This is a genomic window from Microbispora rosea (assembly GCF_044460045.1).
GTDB classification, from domain to species: domain Bacteria; phylum Actinomycetota; class Actinomycetes; order Streptosporangiales; family Streptosporangiaceae; genus Microbispora; species Microbispora rosea.
Genome location: NZ_JBITJO010000012.1, coordinates 181,417 through 199,267, shown reverse-complemented (window position 1 = coordinate 199,267; position 17,851 = coordinate 181,417). Strand labels below are relative to the sequence as shown.

Here is a 17,851-nt window from a genome sequence, read left to right as displayed (position 1 = left end):
CCGCGACGTCCCCCGCGGGTGTTACGGCGTCCAGCGGACATTGGGGTTGAGGCGACCGTTCCTATCGAAGATCGCCTGGTTGTCCCAGCCGTCGCCGGAGCCGTTGATGTCGGCCGGGTCCCAGCCGTTGCCGGGCACCGCGTACCAGGTCGGCTCCCAGTAGAAGACGCCGATCGCGCCGGCGTCGCGCGCGGTGTTCTGCACCGCCGTGAAGTTGGCTCCCTGCCCCGCGGGCGTCGCCTGGTATCCGGAGCACGGCTGGGAGGAGGAGATCACGTTGGGGGTGCCGTCGGCGTTGGCCGTGGTGTAGGGGTATGCCGTCTCGGCGAGGATCACGTCCTTGCCGTAACGAGACTTCATGTCGGCCACCACGCTCGCCATGGTGGACATCGTGCCGTGCCAGTAGCAGTAGTACGACAGGCCGGTGATGTCCCAGGGCACGCCCTTGGCCCTGATGCCGTCGTAGAACCAGCGAGCGTTGGCGTCGCTGTCCGCGTCCGCGGTGTGGATGATCACCTGGGTCCCGGAGTTGCACGCCTTCGTCGCGTTGTAGCCGGCCTTGAGCAGCAGGCTCAGGTTGGTGAAGTCGTTGTCGACGACCTTGCCATCGTTCCACAGCATGCCGACGTTGATCTCGTTGCCGATCTGCACGCTGTCGGGAGTGGTGCCCTGCGCCTTGAGGCTGGAGCACACGTCGTAGGTGTAGTTGTAGACGTCCGTCTGCAGCTGGGCGATCCCGTGGCTCGCCCAGGCGGCGGGCTTGTACTGCTTGCCGGGATCCGCCCAGGTGTCGGAGTAGTGGAAGTCGACGAGCAGCTTCAGGCCCCTGGCCTTGACCGTCCTGGCGTACTGCAGCACCTTGGCCTTGTTGTTGTAGCCGCTGACGGGGTTGTTCCAGATCCGCAGCCGGACGTAGTTCGCCCCGATGCCCTTGAGAATGTCCAGCGGGTCCCTCTGCGCGCCGCTCGCGTCGTAGTACTTCGCGCCCAGATCGGCGGCACGCTGCAGGGTGGACACATCCGCCCCCAGCATGGTCAGCCTCTTCCCGGTCGGTGACGCACTCGGTGACGGGCTCGGTGACGGGCTCGGTCTCGCCGGGGACGGGCTGGGCGTCGGGCTGACGGCGGTCGGTGACGGGCTCGGTGACGCACTCGGAGTCGGGCTGGGAGACCCGGACACGCCCCCGGTGCACGGCGTGCCGTTGAGGGTGAAGGCCGTCGGCACCGGATTGCTCCCGGACCACGAGCCGTTGAAGCCGAAGGAGACGCTGCCGCCCGTGCCCACGGACCCGTTGTAGCCGGCGTTGGTCGCGGTGACCTGCGGCCCGCTCTGGGTGACGGTCGAGTTCCACGCCTGCGTCACCTGCTGCCCCGCCGAATACGACCACGCCAGCGTCCACGAGGAGATCGGGTCGCCCAGGTTGTCGATCGTGACGTTCGCCCCGAATCCACCCGGCCACTCGCTGCTCACCGCGTAGGTGACGCGGCATCCGCTCGCCGCCGAGGCCGGTGACGCCGCGACGGCACCGGCCCCCGCCACTAGTACCGCCGCGCACAGCGGCAGAGCGAGACCAGGTCTCTTCATGTCTCTCCCAACCTCCACAAGACGCGGACGTCCCCGCCGTACGCGAGGCACTTCCGGCAGGACAGGGCATCGGGGCACACGGCCCCCTGACGGGGTTCTGTGAACGTGCACAGTAGCTCACGACCGCCTGCCCGAGAAGCGCGGCCGCACGGACCGGCGCACACCGACGACCGCGTAATGGTCGTTGACGGAGCGGCGCACATCTCTCATCTTGTGAACGTTCCCAGAGCCGGCATGTGCCGTCATCGTGTCCGTCTGTCCGGAGGCCAACGTGGGAAGACCCGAGCGCCACGACCGTTCGCGAGTGGAGCATGACCAGCGGCGCGATCCGCGTTCCGGGCCGGTACGACCGGCCTCCGGACCGAGCCAGAAGTACGGGGTCCGCGGTGCCGGCCGGCCCCTGCGCCGGTCCTCCTGACATGAATGTTTCACGCCTCACGCTCCCCACTCCGGTGACCCGGCGGCCGTGAACGTGACGCCGGAAACGGATCGCCGCCGGTCGCCGGCCCTCCCCGCGAAACCGGGGACCGGCATCGACCCCGGCGGAACGACCCCTCGCCTACGCGTACGCCCGTCCAGGCGTGCTCACGCGTTCGACCCCCTCGGCGAACCTGCCGCAGGAGAAACGGACCGCCATGCAACTCACGCGCCTCACGCGCCTCGCCGTCGTGGCCGCCGCCCTCGCGACTGTGCTCGCGGCCGTGCTCGCGGCGCCGCCCGGAGCCCAGGCCGCCGCCGGTGACGGGACGCCCAACGACCCGAACATCCGCTTCGTCGGCCGCTGGGACACCCGCAACAGCTCCGCCTACGTCCCGGGCTGGGCCGGCGCCTACCTGACCACCGGCTTCACCGGCACCACGGTCAAGCTGAAGCAGCGCAACGCCATCGACCTCTACTACAGCATCGACGGCCGCCCCGACGTGTACCTGCAGAACGTGCAGGGCACGGTCAACCTCACCCCCACCCCGATCCCGGCCGGCGACCACACCCTGCGCGTGTCCTACCGCGTGGTGGCGGGCTCGTACCACGGCGACGCCGTGTTCCAGGGCCTGGTCCTCGACTCGGGTGCGCGCACCCTGCCCGCCCAGCCGGCCCGCGGCATGGTCGAGTTCGTCGGTGACTCCATCACCGTCGGGACCACCACCTCGAAGAACGCCCTCACCGCGTACGGATGGCTGGTCGGGGAGCAGCTCGGGCTGGATCACATGCAGGTCGCGCAGGGAGGCGCCTGCCTGGTCACCACCGCCGACGGCTGCGTCGGCCTGGACCGCCGCTTCGTGAAGGTCAGCGCCGCCGACGGGGCCGCCGACCACGACTTCTCGCGCTACCAGGCGGACGTCGTCGTGATCAACCTCGGCACCAACGACGTGGGGCACGGCGTGTCCACGACCCAGTTCCAGGACTCCTACGCCGGCCTGCTGCGCACCATCCGGGTCAAATACCCGAAGGCCGCGATCCTGGCCCTGCAGACCTTCCGCGGGCGGTTCGTCGCGCAGACGCAGGCCGCGGTGCAGACCGTCAACAACGCCGGCGACCGCAACGTCTTCTTCGTCGCCACGGACGGATGGGTGCCGTCCGACGGCCTGTCCGACAGCGTCCACCCCAACGACGCCGGACACCGCGCGATCGCGGCCGAGCTGGCGCCGATCGTGGCCGGACACCTCCCCCCGCGCACGACCCCCACCCCGACGCCGAGCCCGAGCCGGACACCGACCCCGGCGCCCTCCCCATCGCCCAGCCGCACCCCCTCGGCCTCACCGACTCCCACGCCCTCGGCATCGCCGAGCGCCACGCCCAGCGGCTCGGCCGCGGGCTGCGACGTGCACTACACCGTGACCAACCAGTGGCCCGGCGGCTTCCAGGCCGACGTACAGGTCACCAACACCGGCGCCGCCGTCCTGACCCCGTGGGCGCTGCGCTGGACGTTCCCCGACGGCCAGCAGATCGACCAGGGATGGAACGGAACGTTCACCCAGACCGGGGCGACCGTCGCTGTCGCCGGACCGCAGTGGAGCCCCGCGCTCGCCCCCGGCGCCTCCGCGACCGTGGGCTTCACCGCGACCTGGAACGGCGCCAACGGCGCACCGTCCTCCTTCACCCTCAACGGCGCCGGATGCCGGGCCGCATGAGCCCCGCGGCCTCGGCCGCCCCGCCCGGAGCGGTCAGCCCACTGACCCCGAGAAAGCGAGAATGCGAATGAGCACGTTCCGGCGACGAGCCGCCGCCCTCATCACCTCGGCCGCGGCCGTTCTGACGGGAGCGCTGACGTGGGTGGCGGGCGCAGCGCCCGCCGACGCCACCACCGGATGCGCCGTCACCTACCGGATCACCAACCAGTGGCCCGGCGGGTTCGGCGCGGACGTGACGGTGACCAACCTCGGCGACACGATCAGCGGCTGGACCCTCGGCTGGTCCTTCACCTCGGGACAGCAGATCAGCCAGGCGTGGAACGCGACGGTCACCCAGACAGGAGCCGCCGTCACCGCCGGAAACGTCGATTACAACCGCACCATCGCGAGCAACGCGTCGGTGAACTTCGGGTTCAACGGCTCGTGGAACTCCGCCAACCCCGCACCGGCGAGCTTCACGCTCAACGGCGTCACCTGCACCGGTGGGGTCACGAGCACCCCCAGCGCCTCGCCGACCCGCTTCCCCAGCCCCAGCCCCAGCCCCAGTCCCAGCTCCAGTCCACGCCCGAGCCCGACGCCGAGCCCCACTCCGGCTCCGGGACGGACCACCGTCTGGCTGGCCGGCGACTCCACCGTCGCCAACAGCTCCGGCGCCCCCATCGTCGGCTGGGGCCGCGAACTCGGCCAGTACCTCACCACCGGCGCCACCGTCGTCAACAACGCCGTCGGCGGTCGCAGCATCCAGACCTGGCTGTACGAGTCCGCCGTCACCGACCGCATGAACTCCACCGGCGAGTGCGCGCTCAGCTCGACCGCCTACGCCTCCCGATGGCAGTCCATGCTCGACGCCTCGACCGGGATGAAGGCGGGCGACTATCTGTTCATCCAGTTCGGCATCAACGACGGCTCCCCCACCTGCCCCCGCCACGTCGGCGCCGCCCGGTATCGCGAGCTGCTCACCACCATGGTCCGCGCCGCTCAGCAGCGCGGCGCCAACCCGGTGCTCGTGACCCCCGTGGCCGCTCTGACCTGCAGCGGAAGCACCGCCGTCCCCAACCGCGGCTACGTCACCGACACCTTCACCGTCGGCACCGCCACCGGCGCCCCGGTGATCGACCTGCACAAGCTGAGCTACACGCTCTACAACAGCCTCCACTTCTGCCCGTTCAACGGCGACTACACCTCCGGCCCGGTCGGCGCCTTCTTCGCCGACGACCACACCCACTTCGAGGCCACGGGCGCCCGCCAGATCGCCGGCCTCGTCGCCACCGCCGTACGCGACCAGCGGCTCGGCCTCGGGGTGTACCTCCGATAGCGGCGTACCTCCGATAGCAGTGCCCCGGGATCGGGGCACTGCCTCCCGGGGCACTGCCTGCGGGTCACGACGGCGTGCGGCTCCACTGCTGGTTGGCGCCACCGCCGCAGGTGTACTGGATGACACGTTGGCGGTCATGTCGGACGGTCTGCCGCCGCTGAAGGCCCAGTACGCGAAGATCACGTTGCCCTTGCCGAGCGCGGTGTCGATCGCCCCGGTGTAGGTCCCAGTAGTTCGCCACGGTCGGCTCGTTGATCGGTATCCGGACGGTGTCGGCACCGGTGATCGAGTACAGCTGGCCGACCACCTGGTTGGCCGTCGCGGCCGCCGAGGAATAGGTGTCGGACGAGCCGAGCCCGGACACGTAGAGCACGCCGTTGACGAAGTTGTCCCTCGCGTCCGCCCAGTTGACGGCCCTCAACTGACCGGTGGACGCGTGCGCCGCGGTCGAGCTGACACTCAGCATGCTTCCGACGAGCGCCAGCCCCGCCAACAGCCGGACCGCGACGACCGCGCGATTTCGATCGTTATGTTCATAAAGGAACATGACGAGCAGTGCCGGAGACGATCGCGGGGACCGCGGAATGTCCCAGGTGAAAGTTTCACCATCCGGACCAGATGCCGATCAGCCGGACGCAACGGCTCATACACATCATCTTCGATCAACTTCGATCGCTACACTGGTTCGCTGACCGCCGTGCTGACGCCCCGGGCGCTGGAGGATCCGACGCTCTCGGAGATATGGGGCGAGAATCTGACCAGGCCGGCCCTGGTCGTGCCGCACACGCGGCAGGGGGTCGTCGACACACGGGTGGAGGGTGGCGAATGACGGTGTCCGACTCGGCCGCACCGCTTCCGGACGAGCGACGGGCCCAGGTCGTCGAGCTGCTACGGCGGCGCGGTGTCCTGCGCGTCAACGAGCTGGCCTCGGAGCTGGACGTGTCGGCCATCACCGTTCGCCGCGACATCGCCCTCCTGGCCTCCCAGGGGCTCATCCGCCGTGTCCGCGGCGGAGCCGCCCTCCTCCGCGGGCCCTTGGCCGAGGCGCCGATCAGCCAGGCAGCCGGGGACGGTCCGGCTCCAGGGCCGGCGCCGGTCCCCTCCGAGGAGGTGAAGGCACACCTCACGATCGGCATGGTGGTCCCGTCGCTGGACTACTACTGGCCCGACGTCATCCGGGGGGTGCGTGAGGCCGCGGCCGCCTCCGACACGCGCGTCGTCCTGCGGGGCGCGACCTACCAGGCCGCCGACGAGCGCCGCCAGCTCTCCTGGCTGGTGGATTCCGTGGGTGTCGACGGCCTCCTGGTGGCGCCGACCACCACCGGCGAGGACGGGGAGGCCCTGGTGCGCTGGCTCCAGTCCGCCGAGGTGCCCGTGGTCCTCGTCGAGCGCGCCGCCGTCGTCGGGCCCTACCAGGAGGCGATGGAGTCCGTGGTCAGCGACCACGTCTTCGGGGCCGCCATGGCCGTGCGCCATCTGGCCGCGCTGGGTCACCGGCGGATCGGAGTGGTCACGACGAGGGAGAGCCCGACGAGTCCGCATGTGCGGCGCGGCTGGCGGCAGGCCTGCGAGGAGCTCGGCCTCGGGCCTGACGACGCGCTGGACGCCGACACGGTCGACCGGAGAGATCCCGAGTGGCCTCGTGTGCGGGACGACCTGCTCGACGAGTGCGTGGATTCCGGAACGACGGCGCTGCTCGTCCACTCCGACCCGGAGGCGATCTCCCTGGTGGAGCGCTGTCAGGAGCGCGGCATCCGGATACCGGGCGATCTCGCCGTCGTCACGTACGACGACGAGGTGGCCGAGCTCTGCGACCCTCCGCTGACCGCGGTCCGCCCGCCGAAGGCGGCCGTCGGGCGGGCCGCCTTCGCGCTCCTCGCGGAGCGGATCGCCGACCGGGACGCCCACCGTCCCGCGCATCGGGTCGTCATAGAACCCCGCCTGATGGTCCGTTCATCCTCGTCATGAGCGGGGCCTCCAGCCTGTCGGTCGTCCCGTCCGGCCAGACGACGACCGTCGCGGCGCCGTCCCTGCGCACGGCCGGCGGCTCGTCCGGCTCCCGCCCGCCGAGGAAGACCACCGCGTCATACCAGGTGCCGGGCCGGGCCGGGCCGATCGTCGCACACCACGGGACGAGAATCCGGGCCGCGAGCGGCGAGGCGTCCTCGGCCGGCGTGACTCCGGAGGCGTCCAGCCCTCCCCCTCCTGTCACCCTGGAGTGTGCGGCGCCGTTCGTCACGGTGGCCGTCGCGGTGGCCGTGGCCTCCCCGGCCCTTCCCGTCCCCGGCAGCGGCCAGCCGCCGACGCGGAGCACGCCCTGCCCGTCCCCCGCCTCCGACACCCGCACGAGCCGTACCTCCCAGGGACCGCGCACGGCCGAGACCAGGTGGATCCCCGGACCGAACCGCACCCGGCCGTCGCGCCCATACCCGTGGTCGGGGCGCGTGCGATCGGGGTCGACCCAGTGCGCCTGCCACCGGGACGCGCCGACGAGCGTCCCGGTGGGCAGGCGATCGACGACGAGGGTCTCGAATCCGGTGCGGTGGCTGGGTTCGCCGCTGCCGGTGATGATCACGACCGACTGGTCCAGCGGGTGCTCCGCGTGCTCACCGGCGAGCACGGGCGAGGTGGCCGTCGAATATCCGATGCGCGCGTACAGCGGGGAGTCGGTCAGGGCGGATCCGGGGTGGGAGTGGTCGGTGCCGTGGTTGGTCACCCGCACGATGCCGTCCGTACGCGTTCCGCTGACGAGCCATCCGGGCGAGGAGACGACGCGGTGGTAGTCGTGGGACTCGACCGGCAGCGGCTCCTCGACCGCCGTCCAGACCGGGTGGCCGGCGGGGAGGGACAGCCCCAGGAAGCCCTTGGCCGCCCAGTACGGTGACCCGGGCCCGGAGTAGGACTGGGCGATCGGCCGCCAAGGCCGGTGCCAGCCCAGCGACAGCAGGCCCTCCTCATCGGGCGCCCCGTGGTCGGCGAAGTGCCGGGCGACGCCGGAGGCGGCACGGCGCAGCATGCCCGGAGCCGGCGTCGCGACGCCCGAGCGCGCGCCCAGCCAGAACTGGGCCGCCGCGGCGAACCGATAGGTGAGGCTGCGGCCCTGGATCAACGGCGAGCCGTCGGCGCCGACGAGGTGGACGGCGTCGTGCAGGTATCGCTCAAGCCTTCGCAGGTAGACCGGCCGCCGCGCGTCCGCGGCGGGGTCTCCGGCGGCCATCTCGGTCCAGATGAGCGGATAGAAGTGCAACGCCCACCCGACGTAGTGGTCGTAGGCGCGTTCCGCGCCGTCGGCGTACCAGCCGTTCTCCCGTGCGAAGCCGTCCGTCAGCGCGAGCCCCGCCTCGATGTCCCCGCGCTCGAACGGGCCGCCGACGGAGCCGACGAACTGCTCGACCACGATCTGGAACCAGATCCAGTTGATCGGCGGATAGTGCGCGCCGATCGCCGGCGCGAGGTAGTCCACCACCCGATCCTGCACCCCCGGTGTCAGGCGGTCCCACAACCAGGGCCGCGTGAGGTGGAGGACCAGGGCGATCGACGCGGCCTCGACCTTGGCCTGGTCGTGTTCGTCCAGCCGCACCCAGCGTTCCGGCGAACCGGGGTCGGTGCCCGCGGCCAGGCCCTCGGCGTACCACTCCATGAGGTTCAGCGGGTCACGCCCGTTCTCTCCGGCCACCCGGAACCCGGCGGCGAGGAACGTGCGCGCGAAACCCTCGAGCGCGTCGACGTCCGGGCCGTAGCCACCGGGCGCGCCGGGGAACGTGATGCGCGCGTGAGACGCCGAGGCGTGCCTGCGGGCCGCCAGCAGGACGCGGTCGGCGAGCGCCGCCCAGTGCGCCCTGGTCCACCCGGTGTACGGCGAGAGCCGCAGGTCGTCGTCGAGTTCGCCCAGCATCCCGCGTGTCCCTTCGCATGGACGGTCGCAGCGCCGTCATCCGAGCGGATGTTCACGTGACCAAAGTGGACGTGATCGTGGCAGCACCGCTCGGTCCCGTCAAGAGATCAAGCACACTTCGATCAACATCGATCGCGCCCGCTGATCATTCTGATTAACACGGTATTGACGTGATTAAAGCGATCGGACATGATCGGCGCACTGGTAAGCGCTTTCCCTAAGGATCGTGAGTGACGAACGGACGACGGCCTCACGCCCTGCTGGTCATGGACCCCGCGACGTTCTCCGTGCAGTTCCAGGAGCCGCAGCTCCGCCGGTTGCACGGTCTGGCCGAGCTCGGCGAACCGATCGTGACCGGCGACCTCGACGCTCCGCACGTACGGCGCCGGCTGCGCGACGTCGAGGTGTTGATGACCTCGTGGGGCTGCCCGCCGCTGACGGCCGAACGGCTGTCCGACGCCCCCCGGCTGCGAGCGATCTTCCACTGCGCGGGAACCGTGCGCGACTTCGTCACCGACGAGGTCTGGCGTCGCGGGATCCTGGTCACCAACGCGGCCCACGAGAACGCCGTCCCGGTCGCCGAGTTCACCCTCGCCGCGATCATCTTCGCGGGCAAGAAGGCCCCGTTCCTCGCCCAGGACGCGCGCACGCATCGGCAGGACTGGTCGTACGCCGCGCGCCGCGGAGAGCTGTCCAACCGGGGACGGACGATCGGCGTCGTCGGCTTCTCCCGAGTGGGACGCCGGGTCGTCGAACGGCTCCGCGGCCTGGAGGTCGACGTCCTCGTCGCGGACCCCTACGCGGACGCGGCCGAGGTGAGCGCCGCGGGCGCCCGCCTGGTGCGGCTGCCCGAGCTGCTGCCGCGCTCCGACGTGCTCACGCTCCACGTGCCCGCGCTTCCGTCGACCCGCCACCTCATCGGGGCCGCGGAGTTGGCCCTGCTGCCCGACGGCGCGACCGTGATCAACACGGCGCGCGGCGCGGTCCTGGACACCTCCGCCCTGGAGCGCGAGTGCGCCCGGGGACGCCTCGACGCGATCCTCGACGTGACCGACCCGGAGCCGCTCCCGGCGGGATCGCCGCTGTACGACCTGCCCAACGTCATGATCACCCCCCACATCGCCGGATCGCTCGGGTCGGAGACCCGGCGCATGAGCGAGAGCGCTCTCGACGAACTCGAGCGCCACCTGTCCGGTCAGCCGCCCCGCGCGGTCGTGACCGCCGACGAGTTCAAGGTCAGCGCCTGACCCGGCGCAGGAAAGGAGACCGGTTCGATGACCGCTTCGACCACGGCAGGAAGATCCCGCCGTTTCGCCAGGTTCGCGGGAGCGGCGGTCGCGCTCGCGCTGGCTCTGACCGCGTGCGGCCGCGGCTCCGAGGAGTCGGCGAGCGGCGGGGCCGTCACCCTGACCGTCTCCGTGTGGAACCTCGCCAAGACCCCCGAGTTCACCGCGCTGTTCGACGCCTTCCAGCGGGCGAACCCCGGCATCACGATCAAGCCCGTGGACATTCTCGCCGACGACTACCCCGAGAAGGTCACGACCATGCTCGCGGGCGGCGACCGGACCGACGTCATCACGATGAAGAACGTCACGGACTACTCGCGCTACTCCAGCCGCGGGCAGCTCCTGGACATCACCGACCTGGCGACGTCGGCCGACACCTCGAAGCTGGCCGGCCTTCCCGCGTTCAACGTGCGGGACAAGTACTACGCGTTGCCCTACCGGCAGGACTTCTGGCTGCTGTACTACAACAAGAAGTACTTCGAGAAGGCGGGCGTCACGATGCCCGAGCACCTCACCTGGGACGAGTACGCCAAGCTCGCCCGGACCCTCACACACGACGAGGGGGGCAAGAAGGTCTACGGCACCTACCACCACACGTGGCGGTCGGTGGTGCAGGCCATCTCCGCCGCGCAGACCGGCGGCGACCAGCTCGGCGGCGACTACTCCTTCTTCAAGGACCAGTACGAGATGGCGCTCGGGCTGCAGAAGGACGGCGCGACCGTCGACTTCGGCACCGCGAAGTCACAGAAATCGGACTACAGGACCATATTCGAGAGCGGCGCGACGGCGATGCTGCCGATGGGCACGTGGTACATCTCCGGCATCCTTGAGCAGAAGCAGAAAGGCGCCACGGACGTCGACTGGGCCCTGGCGCCGATGCCGCAGCGGCCGGGAGCCACCGGCGTGACCACGTTCGGCTCGCCGACCGCCTTCGCCGTGAACAAGCGGGCCGCGCACGCGGACGCGGCCAGAAAGTTCGTGCGGTTCGCCGCGGGCCAGGCCGGCGCCGAGGCGATCAGCAAGGTGGGCGTGGTCCCGGCCCTGCAGAGCCCCGAGATCACCAAGGCGTACTTCTCGCTCACGGGGATGCCCGCCGACGAGCTGTCCAAGAAGGCGTTCCAGCCCGACAAGGTCGTGCTGGAGATGCCGGTCAGCGAGCACACCTCCGACGTCGACACGATCCTCAACGAGGAGCACGAGCTCATCATGGTCGGCGACAAGTCGGCCGACGAGGGCATCCGTTCGATGGGCGAGCGCGTCAAGAGCGAAGTGCTCAACTAGCGAAGGCGCGGGGCGCTCCTCGGTGCGGGAGCAGGAGGACACGAAGGACGGTCATGGCTCATGTGATAACGCGACCGGCGCCCGAGGGCTCGCCGCGCAGACGGCGTGCCTGGCGCGGCGTCCTCGTCGGATGGAGCTTCATCCTTCCGAACTTCCTCGGCTTCGCCCTGTTCACCCTGGTTCCGATGGTCGCGGCGCTGGCGCTGGCGTTCCTGAAATGGGACTCCTACAACACGCCCGAGTGGGTGGGGCTGGACAACTTCCGGCGGTTGCTGCGCGACGAGAACTTCTTCGTCGCGCTCCGCAACACCCTCTATTACGCGGCCGGCCACATCCCGCTCACGCTGGCCGCGGCGCTCGGCCTGGCGATCGCGCTCGACCGCAAGCTCCGCGGCGTGCATTTCTTCCGCACCGCGGCGTTCTTCCCGTACATCACCTCTCTGGTCGCGGTGGCCGTCGTGTGGAACATGTTGTTCAACCCGACGGCCGGACCGGTCAACCAGGTCCTCCACGCGCTCGGCGTCGACGACCCGCCCCGGTGGGTGGCCAGTACGGACTGGGCGATGCCCGCCGTGATCGTCACGAGCGTGTGGCGGGACATGGGCTACTACATGGTGCTCTTCCTCGCCGGTCTGCAGACGATCCCGAAGGAGTACTACGAGGCCGCCCGGGTGGACGGCGCGAACTCCTGGCATCGCTTCCGGCGGATAACCCTGCCGTGCCTGCGCCCCACGACGTTCTTCGTCGTCGTCATGCTGACGATCCAGAGCTTCAAGGTGCTCGACCTCATCGTGGTCATGACCGACGGCGGGCCCGGCCGCAGCACCCTCGTCCTCGCCCAGCTCGTCTACCGGGAGGGCATCACCGAGGGACGGTTCGGCTACTCCTCGGCCATCGCCCTGGTGCTGTTCGTCATCGTGCTCACCGTGACCGTCGTCCAGTTCCGCCTCAACGAACGGAGGAGCGGCCGATGACCGCGCTGCCCGACGCTCCCCCGGCCGTCGCCCCGCCGCGGCCGCCCGGCCGATCCCCGGGCCCCCGCTCCCGGGGGCCGCGTCTGGTCAGGACGGCGCTCGCGTACGTGAGCCTCCTCGCCGTGGCCCTGCTCGTGCTGGTGCCGTTCGCGTGGATGGTGTCGTCCTCGCTCAAGCGGGACAACGAAGTCCTCACCGTTCCCGTCGAGTGGATCCCGCGGGAGTTCCGCTGGTCGAACTTCGCCGAGATCTGGGACCGGATCCCGATGCTGACCTACCTGGGCAACTCGGCCTTCCTGTCGGCCGCCGTCACGGTGCTGCAGGTGCTGACCGGCAGCTTCGCCGCGTACGGGTTCTCCAAGGTGCGCTTTCCCGGCAGGGACCCGTTGTTCCTGGCCTACATCGCCACCATCGCGGTGCCCTGGCAGGCGTACATGGTGCCGCAGTACATCATGATGCAGCGCGCGGAGCTCACGGACACGTACTGGTCGATCATCCTGCTGCAGGCGTTCGGCGCGTTCGGCGTCTTCCTCATGCGGCAGTACTACATGTCGATCCCGGACGACCTGTGCGAGGCCGCGCGGATCGACGGCCTCAGCGAGTACGGCATCTACCGGCGCATCATGCTGCCGCTGTCGAAACCGGCGCTCGCGAGCCTCGCCCTGCTCACGTTCGTGAACACCTGGAACGACTACATGGGGCCGTTCATCTACCTGACGAGCAACGAGCTGTGGACCGTCCAGCTCGGTCTGCGCTCCTTCGTCGGCCAGTACGACGCCGAGTACGCGATGATCATGACGGGCGCGGTGCTGTCGGTGCTGCCGATCCTGGTCGTCTTCCTGTTCGGGCAGCGGTATTTCATCCGCGGCATCGCGACGAGCGGGCTCAAGGGATGAGCGGATACGGGAGCGGGCGGGCGCCGCGTCTGCTCAGACCGGCCCGGCAGGAGACGTACGAGAGGCTGTTCTCCACCGTCTACGTCGGGCTCATGACCAACGTCCTGCTCGCCGTGGCGTGCGCGCCGCTCCTCGCCGCGCTCGCGATCGTGCGGGACCCGCTCGCGTCGTGGCCGTTCTTCGCCGTGCTGTCGCTGCCGTGCGGGCCGGCGCTGGCCGGCGCGTTCGGGTGCTTCGCCGGGCTCACCGAGGGATCGACGGATGTGCTGCGCGCGTTCTGGTGCGCGTACCGGCGGGCGGCGTGGCCGGCGCTGCTCGTCTGGGCGGGCGGCGCGGCAGCCGTGGGCGTGCTGGTCGTCGACGTCGCCGCCGTCGCGCGCACGGGGTGGGGACCGGCGCTGGTTCCGTTCTTCCTCACGGCGTCGGCGCTGGTGGTGACCGTCGCGTTCGCTCTCCTGGTGCTGCTGGCCGAGGCGCCGGGGCCGGTGCGCCTGCGCCCTCTCGTGCTGCCCTGCGTCTACCTCGTGGTGCGGCGCTGGTACCTGTCCGCTCTCACCGTCGCCGTGCTCGGGCTGGCCGTGGCCGCCGTCCTGCTGAAGCCGGTGGCAGGCGTCTTCCTCGCGTGCTCCCCCCTGCTGTACGTCGCCTGGGCCACCACGCGGTTGGCCGTCGCCTCGGTCCTCCGGCAGAGGGTCCTCCGGAGAGCTGATTGGACACAAACACGCGGCCTCTGACGGCGGGGATGTGCAGCGTCACCTACCGGCCGCTTCCCCCGGAACGGATCATCGCGCTCGCCGCGCAGGCCGGGCTGGAGCACGTCGAATGGGGTCAGGACGCCCACGTACGGCTGGGCGACGAGGCGGGGGCGCGCCGCCTGGGCGAGGCGACGAGGGCGGCGGGCCTGTCGGTCTCGGCCCTGGGCTCGTACTACCGGGCGGGCGTCCCCGCCGATCCGGAGGAGGCCGAGCACCTGTGGCGGCAGGTGCTGGCCGCCGCCCGCGCGCTCGGCGCCCCTCGGGTGCGGGTCTGGGCCGGCAACCTGGCCTCCGCGTCCGCCGGCCCCGCCGATCGCCGCAGAACGATCGACCGCCTGAAGCGGTGCGTGGACAGCGCGGGGGACGTCGTGGTCGCCACCGAGTTCCACGACGGCACGCTCACCGACGCGATCGGATCCGCGCTGTCGATGCTGGACGAGGTTCCCGGGCTGCGGACCTACTGGCAGCCGCCGAACGGCATGCCGGACGACGAGGCGCTGGCGGGTCTGCGTGCCGTGCTGGACCGCGTGGACGCCGTGCACGTCTTCAGCTGGTGGCCCACACCGCAGGATCGCCGCCCGCTCGACCACAGGGCGGCGCTGTGGCGGGCGGTCATGGGCATGCTGGCGTCGACCGGCAGGAGGATCGACACGGCCCTCGAGTTCGTCCCCGGCGACGACCCGGGCATGCTGGCCGGCGAGGCCGCCACCCTGCGCCGCTACGTGACCGAGGCATAGGGCGCCGAACCGGAGCCCGTGGGCATGGTCCGGCTCCTCTGGGAGTTACTTTTCGTCACCGATGTACTCTTCGATAACCGCTAACGGCAACAGGATGTGGTCGCAGTAGGTGACGGAGGAGGCGGGAGCCCATGTCGCACCAGACCGAGGCGGACAGGGTGCTGCGCTCGCTGGGCAGAGCCTGCCTTGAGCACGACCCGGATGTTCTGCGATCCGTGCTGGACCGGGTCGGCGACAAGTGGAGCCTGATCCTCATCGGGCTGCTGGACAAGGGGCCGATGCGCTTCACCGAGTTGCTGCGGACGGCCCCCGGCATCTCCCGCCGCATGCTGACGCTGACGTTGCGCAGCCTGGAGCGTGACGGGCTCGTCAAGCGCGTGATCTATCCGGAGATCCCGCCCCGGGTCGAGTATGAGGTCACCCCGTTCGGACGCACCCTGTCCGAGCCCGTCCTGGCGCTCACCCGGTGGGCGGCCGACAACCAGGACACGATCCGCGCCAACCGCCACGCCTTCGACAGGGCGGCCGGCTCCGACGATCTCGGCTGAGGCCGCCGAGCCGGTCCACTTCATGTGACCACGGTTCAATTGAAGTTACCGATCACCGGCGTGTAGTCAGTATTCGCACGTCATCGAGGCCGGCGACGAGCCCTGCTCCACATCGCCGGCGCACGTTCGGGGAGATGATCGGTATGCCTGGCATTGCCGGGGCGGAAGAAACCATGACCGCCGGCGGGATCGACCACCCACGCTTCGAGCTGGGACTCAACTCGTTCGGGGAGGTGGCGACGGACGGCGGGCGCGTGCTCGACGACGCGGAGACCGTGCGCCTGCTCGTGGAGGAGGCCCGGCTCGCCGAGGCGGCGGGGCTGGACGTCTTCAGCGTGGGGGAACACTACCGGGACGGGCACAACGACTCAGCGACCCCGGTGCTCCTCGCCGCGATCGCCACCGCCACCCGGCGCATCGGCCTCGGCACGTCCGTGACGGTGCTGAGCACGAACGACCCGGTCCGGCTGTACCAGGAGTTCTCCACCCTCGACGCGGTGTCCGACGGCCGTGCCCGGATCGTGCTGGGCCGCGCCTCCGTGACCGAGTCGTTCTCGCTGTTCGGCTACGACCTGGCCGACTACGAGCGGCTGTTCGAGGAGAAGCTCGATCTCTTCCTGCGACTCGAACGCGAGGAGCGGGTGACCTGGTCGGGCACGGTGCGGCCGCCGCTCACCGGGCAGCTGCTGCATCCCCGGATGCGGCCGGGGGGCATCCCCACCTGGATCGGCGTGGGCGGCAGCCCCGACTCCGTGGTGCGCGCCGCCCGTCACGGCCTGCCCCTCATGATGGCCGTCATCGGCGGACGGCCGCAGCGGTTCGCGAGGAACGTCGAACTGTACCTCAAGGCGCTCGACGGCTTCGGCCATCCCGAACTGCCGATCGGCCAGCACTCGCTCGGCCTCGTCGCGGACACCGACGAGGAGGCCGTCGAGACCTGGTGGCGATACTGGCGGCCCGTCGTCGAGGATCTCGCGGCCGAGCGCGGCTTCTACGCGCCGAATCGTGAACGGTACGAAGCCGAGGTCGAGCACGGCGCGCTCTTCGTGGGATCGCCCGAGACCGTCGCCCGCAAGATCGTCAAGATGGCCCGCGATCTCCGCCTGAGCCGTTTCGATCTCAAGTACGACATCATGCACCTGCCTCGCGACGTCCGCGCTCGCACGATCGAACTGCTCGGCCGCGAGGTCGCCCCGCGCGTACGCGAGCTGCTCGCCGCGGACACGGTCCACGCATGACTCGGCGACGACCTGGAGTGACCGTGAAACCCGGCGACGTCCGCACCATCGGCATCCTCGGCGCCGGCAAGGTCGGCACCGTCCTGGCCCGCCTCGCCGTCGCGGCCGGCTACCACGTCCTGATCGCGGGCTCCGGGGAGGCCGCGCGGATCTCCCTCATCGTCGAGGTCGTCACGCCCGGGGCGGTCGCGGTGACCGCGGTGGAGGCGGCGTCCGAGGCGGATGTCGTGGTGCTGGCCCTGCCGCTGGGCAGGCATCGCAACGTCCCGGCCGAGGCGCTGCGGGGCAAGCTGGTGCTCGACGCGATGAACTACTGGGGGGAGGTGGACGGGGTCCGGGACGACCTCACCGACCCCCGTACGTCCTCCAGCGAGATCGTCCAGGCGTTCCTGTCCCACTCCCGGGTCGTCAAGGCCTTCAACCACATGGGCTATCACGACCTGGAGGAAGGCGCCCTGCCCGCCGGCGCTCCCGGCCGCCGCGCGATCGCCGTCGCCGGCGACGACCCGGACGACGTCGAGGTGGCCGCCTCGATCGTGGACGCGCTCGGCTTCGACCCGGTGATCGTCGGCCCGCTCGCCGAGGGCGTCCGGATGGAGCCGGGCACGGAGCCGTTCGGCGCGAACGTGGACGCGGCCGAACTGCGCACGCTGCTCGACCGTTTCCCCGGCTCACAGCGCGGCCGCGAGGTGCTCCGCGCGCGCGGCGGGATGACGTCGTCGCCCCGTCCCACGCCCTGATCCGCGCGGCGGCGAGGTCGCATCACCCGACGGCGGTCCCCTCAAGCTCGACCATCAGGTCGGGGATCGCCAGCCGGGTCACTCCGAGCATCGTGGTGGACGGTGCCACCCCTGCGGCGCCCAGCCGCGCCGCCAGCACGCCGTAGTGCTCGAAGAGCCGGTCGACATCGGTTGTGTAGACGTTGAGCCGGACGAGGTTCGCGAGGGACATGCCGGCCTTGCCGAGCACGGCCTCCAGGTTGTCGAGGCTCAGCGCCAACTGCGCCGCCATGTCACCCGAGTGCCGGGGCCTGCCGTCGCCGCCCATGGCGGTCTGCCCGGCGCAGTAGAGCGTCCGGGCGTGCCCGGAGACGATCTCGCCCTGGTTGTATCCCAGCTCCACCGACCACGCCCACGGGTTGACCGCCGTTCGCTCCATCGCCACATCAGCTCCATTCGATTCGCGGGCATCACGTACGTCGATCGGGCTCGGT

At 70.6% G+C, this 17,851-nt stretch carries 16 protein-coding genes; 12 read left to right on the top strand and 4 right to left on the bottom strand.

The genetic code is table 11. The features are described 5' to 3' along the window. Positions 1 to 21: 21 nt before the first annotated feature. A complete protein-coding gene (locus tag ACIBK1_RS35475) occupies positions 22 to 1,539 on the bottom strand; it encodes a glycosyl hydrolase 53 family protein (protein WP_396740051.1) in 1,518 nt (505 codons plus the stop codon). Between the two features lie 680 nt (positions 1,540 to 2,219). Here ACIBK1_RS35475 and ACIBK1_RS35470 point away from each other — a divergent pair. Together ACIBK1_RS35470 and ACIBK1_RS35465 are read left to right on the top strand one after the other, a co-directional pair. After that, complete coding sequence (locus ACIBK1_RS35470; RefSeq protein ID WP_396740050.1) at positions 2,220 to 3,713, top strand: cellulose binding domain-containing protein; 1,494 nt, start codon at positions 2,220 to 2,222, stop codon at positions 3,711 to 3,713. Between the two features lie 67 nt (positions 3,714 to 3,780). Continuing rightward, a complete protein-coding gene (locus ACIBK1_RS35465; protein WP_396740049.1) occupies positions 3,781 to 5,028 on the top strand; it encodes a cellulose binding domain-containing protein in 1,248 nt (415 codons plus the stop codon). Positions 5,029 to 5,092: 64 nt separating this feature from the next. Here the strand turns inward: ACIBK1_RS35465 and ACIBK1_RS35460 are convergent, their stop codons facing one another. Continuing rightward, positions 5,093 to 5,575, bottom strand: coding sequence for a hypothetical protein (locus ACIBK1_RS35460; RefSeq protein WP_396740048.1), 483 nt, complete (start codon positions 5,573 to 5,575; stop codon positions 5,093 to 5,095). 278 nt (positions 5,576 to 5,853) lie between these two features. Between ACIBK1_RS35460 and ACIBK1_RS35455 the strand changes: the two genes are divergently transcribed. Continuing rightward, entirely contained in the window at positions 5,854 to 6,996 is a 1,143-nt protein-coding gene (locus tag ACIBK1_RS35455) for a substrate-binding domain-containing protein (RefSeq protein ID WP_030512372.1), read from the top strand. On the opposite strand, the gene ACIBK1_RS35450 is transcribed toward ACIBK1_RS35455, so the two are convergent. Then, positions 6,956 to 8,923: a DUF2264 domain-containing protein gene (locus ACIBK1_RS35450; RefSeq protein WP_396740047.1), complete on the bottom strand. Its 1,968-nt coding sequence runs from the start codon at positions 8,921 to 8,923 to the stop codon at positions 6,956 to 6,958. The genes ACIBK1_RS35455 and ACIBK1_RS35450 overlap by 41 nt on opposite strands. Positions 8,924 to 9,153: 230 nt before the next feature. Here ACIBK1_RS35450 and ACIBK1_RS35445 point away from each other — a divergent pair, with 230 nt between their 5' ends. From ACIBK1_RS35445 to ACIBK1_RS35405, 9 genes are all read left to right on the top strand, one after another. Further along, positions 9,154 to 10,170 carry a hydroxyacid dehydrogenase gene (locus ACIBK1_RS35445; protein WP_231514195.1) on the top strand — a complete coding sequence of 339 codons (1,017 nt, stop codon included), beginning with the start codon at positions 9,154 to 9,156 and terminating at the stop codon, positions 10,168 to 10,170. Positions 10,171 to 10,197: 27 nt separating this feature from the next. Further along, on the top strand, positions 10,198 to 11,490 hold the full coding sequence (locus ACIBK1_RS35440) for an ABC transporter substrate-binding protein (protein WP_396740046.1): 1,293 nt from the start codon (positions 10,198 to 10,200) through the stop codon (positions 11,488 to 11,490). Positions 11,491 to 11,543: 53 nt separating this feature from the next. Next, positions 11,544 to 12,464 carry a carbohydrate ABC transporter permease gene (locus tag ACIBK1_RS35435; protein ID WP_363422170.1) on the top strand — a complete coding sequence of 307 codons (921 nt, stop codon included), beginning with the start codon at positions 11,544 to 11,546 and terminating at the stop codon, positions 12,462 to 12,464. Beyond that, positions 12,461 to 13,360, top strand: a complete 900-nt coding sequence (locus ACIBK1_RS35430) for a carbohydrate ABC transporter permease (RefSeq protein ID WP_030512367.1) — start codon at positions 12,461 to 12,463, stop codon at positions 13,358 to 13,360. The genes ACIBK1_RS35435 and ACIBK1_RS35430 overlap by 4 nt, the downstream gene beginning before the upstream one ends. Further along, positions 13,357 to 14,094, top strand: a complete 738-nt coding sequence (locus ACIBK1_RS35425) for a hypothetical protein (RefSeq protein ID WP_396740045.1) — start codon at positions 13,357 to 13,359, stop codon at positions 14,092 to 14,094. Before ACIBK1_RS35430 ends, ACIBK1_RS35425 begins: the two co-directional genes overlap by 4 nt. Continuing rightward, on the top strand, positions 14,070 to 14,852 hold the full coding sequence (locus tag ACIBK1_RS35420; RefSeq protein WP_396740044.1) for a sugar phosphate isomerase/epimerase family protein: 783 nt from the start codon (positions 14,070 to 14,072) through the stop codon (positions 14,850 to 14,852). The genes ACIBK1_RS35425 and ACIBK1_RS35420 overlap by 25 nt, the downstream gene beginning before the upstream one ends. A gap of 131 nt (positions 14,853 to 14,983) precedes the next feature. Beyond that, on the top strand, positions 14,984 to 15,400 hold the full coding sequence (locus tag ACIBK1_RS35415; protein ID WP_081904058.1) for a winged helix-turn-helix transcriptional regulator: 417 nt from the start codon (positions 14,984 to 14,986) through the stop codon (positions 15,398 to 15,400). Positions 15,401 to 15,543: 143 nt separating this feature from the next. Next, positions 15,544 to 16,638 carry an LLM class flavin-dependent oxidoreductase gene (locus ACIBK1_RS35410; RefSeq protein ID WP_396740043.1) on the top strand — a complete coding sequence of 365 codons (1,095 nt, stop codon included), beginning with the start codon at positions 15,544 to 15,546 and terminating at the stop codon, positions 16,636 to 16,638. Between the two features lie 23 nt (positions 16,639 to 16,661). Continuing rightward, positions 16,662 to 17,378 (top strand): NADPH-dependent F420 reductase, encoded by a 717-nt coding sequence (locus ACIBK1_RS35405; protein WP_396740042.1) that lies wholly within the window; start codon positions 16,662 to 16,664, stop codon positions 17,376 to 17,378. Positions 17,379 to 17,400: 22 nt separating this feature from the next. Here ACIBK1_RS35405 and ACIBK1_RS35400 read toward each other — a convergent pair whose 3' ends face one another. Beyond that, positions 17,401 to 17,796 carry a RidA family protein gene (locus ACIBK1_RS35400; RefSeq protein WP_030512361.1) on the bottom strand — a complete coding sequence of 132 codons (396 nt, stop codon included), beginning with the start codon at positions 17,794 to 17,796 and terminating at the stop codon, positions 17,401 to 17,403. Positions 17,797 to 17,851 lie beyond the last annotated feature (55 nt).

Coding starts and splice junctions, on each gene's coding strand:
- ACIBK1_RS35440 (WP_396740046.1), top strand. CDS start 10,198: ATGACCGCTTCGACCACGGCAGGAAGATCCCGCCGTTTCGCCAGGTTC.
- ACIBK1_RS35470 (WP_396740050.1), top strand. CDS start 2,220: ATGCAACTCACGCGCCTCACGCGCCTCGCCGTCGTGGCCGCCGCCCTC.
- ACIBK1_RS35455 (WP_030512372.1), top strand. CDS start 5,854: ATGACGGTGTCCGACTCGGCCGCACCGCTTCCGGACGAGCGACGGGCC.
- ACIBK1_RS35425 (WP_396740045.1), top strand. CDS start 13,357: ATGAGCGGATACGGGAGCGGGCGGGCGCCGCGTCTGCTCAGACCGGCC.
- ACIBK1_RS35400 (WP_030512361.1), bottom strand. CDS start 17,796: ATGGAGCGAACGGCGGTCAACCCGTGGGCGTGGTCGGTGGAGCTGGGA.
- ACIBK1_RS35465 (WP_396740049.1), top strand. CDS start 3,781: ATGAGCACGTTCCGGCGACGAGCCGCCGCCCTCATCACCTCGGCCGCG.
- ACIBK1_RS35460 (WP_396740048.1), bottom strand. CDS start 5,575: ATGTTCCTTTATGAACATAACGATCGAAATCGCGCGGTCGTCGCGGTC.
- ACIBK1_RS35450 (WP_396740047.1), bottom strand. CDS start 8,923: ATGCTGGGCGAACTCGACGACGACCTGCGGCTCTCGCCGTACACCGGG.
- ACIBK1_RS35435 (WP_363422170.1), top strand. CDS start 11,544: ATGGCTCATGTGATAACGCGACCGGCGCCCGAGGGCTCGCCGCGCAGA.
- ACIBK1_RS35430 (WP_030512367.1), top strand. CDS start 12,461: ATGACCGCGCTGCCCGACGCTCCCCCGGCCGTCGCCCCGCCGCGGCCG.
- ACIBK1_RS35415 (WP_081904058.1), top strand. CDS start 14,984: ATGTCGCACCAGACCGAGGCGGACAGGGTGCTGCGCTCGCTGGGCAGA.
- ACIBK1_RS35410 (WP_396740043.1), top strand. CDS start 15,544: ATGCCTGGCATTGCCGGGGCGGAAGAAACCATGACCGCCGGCGGGATC.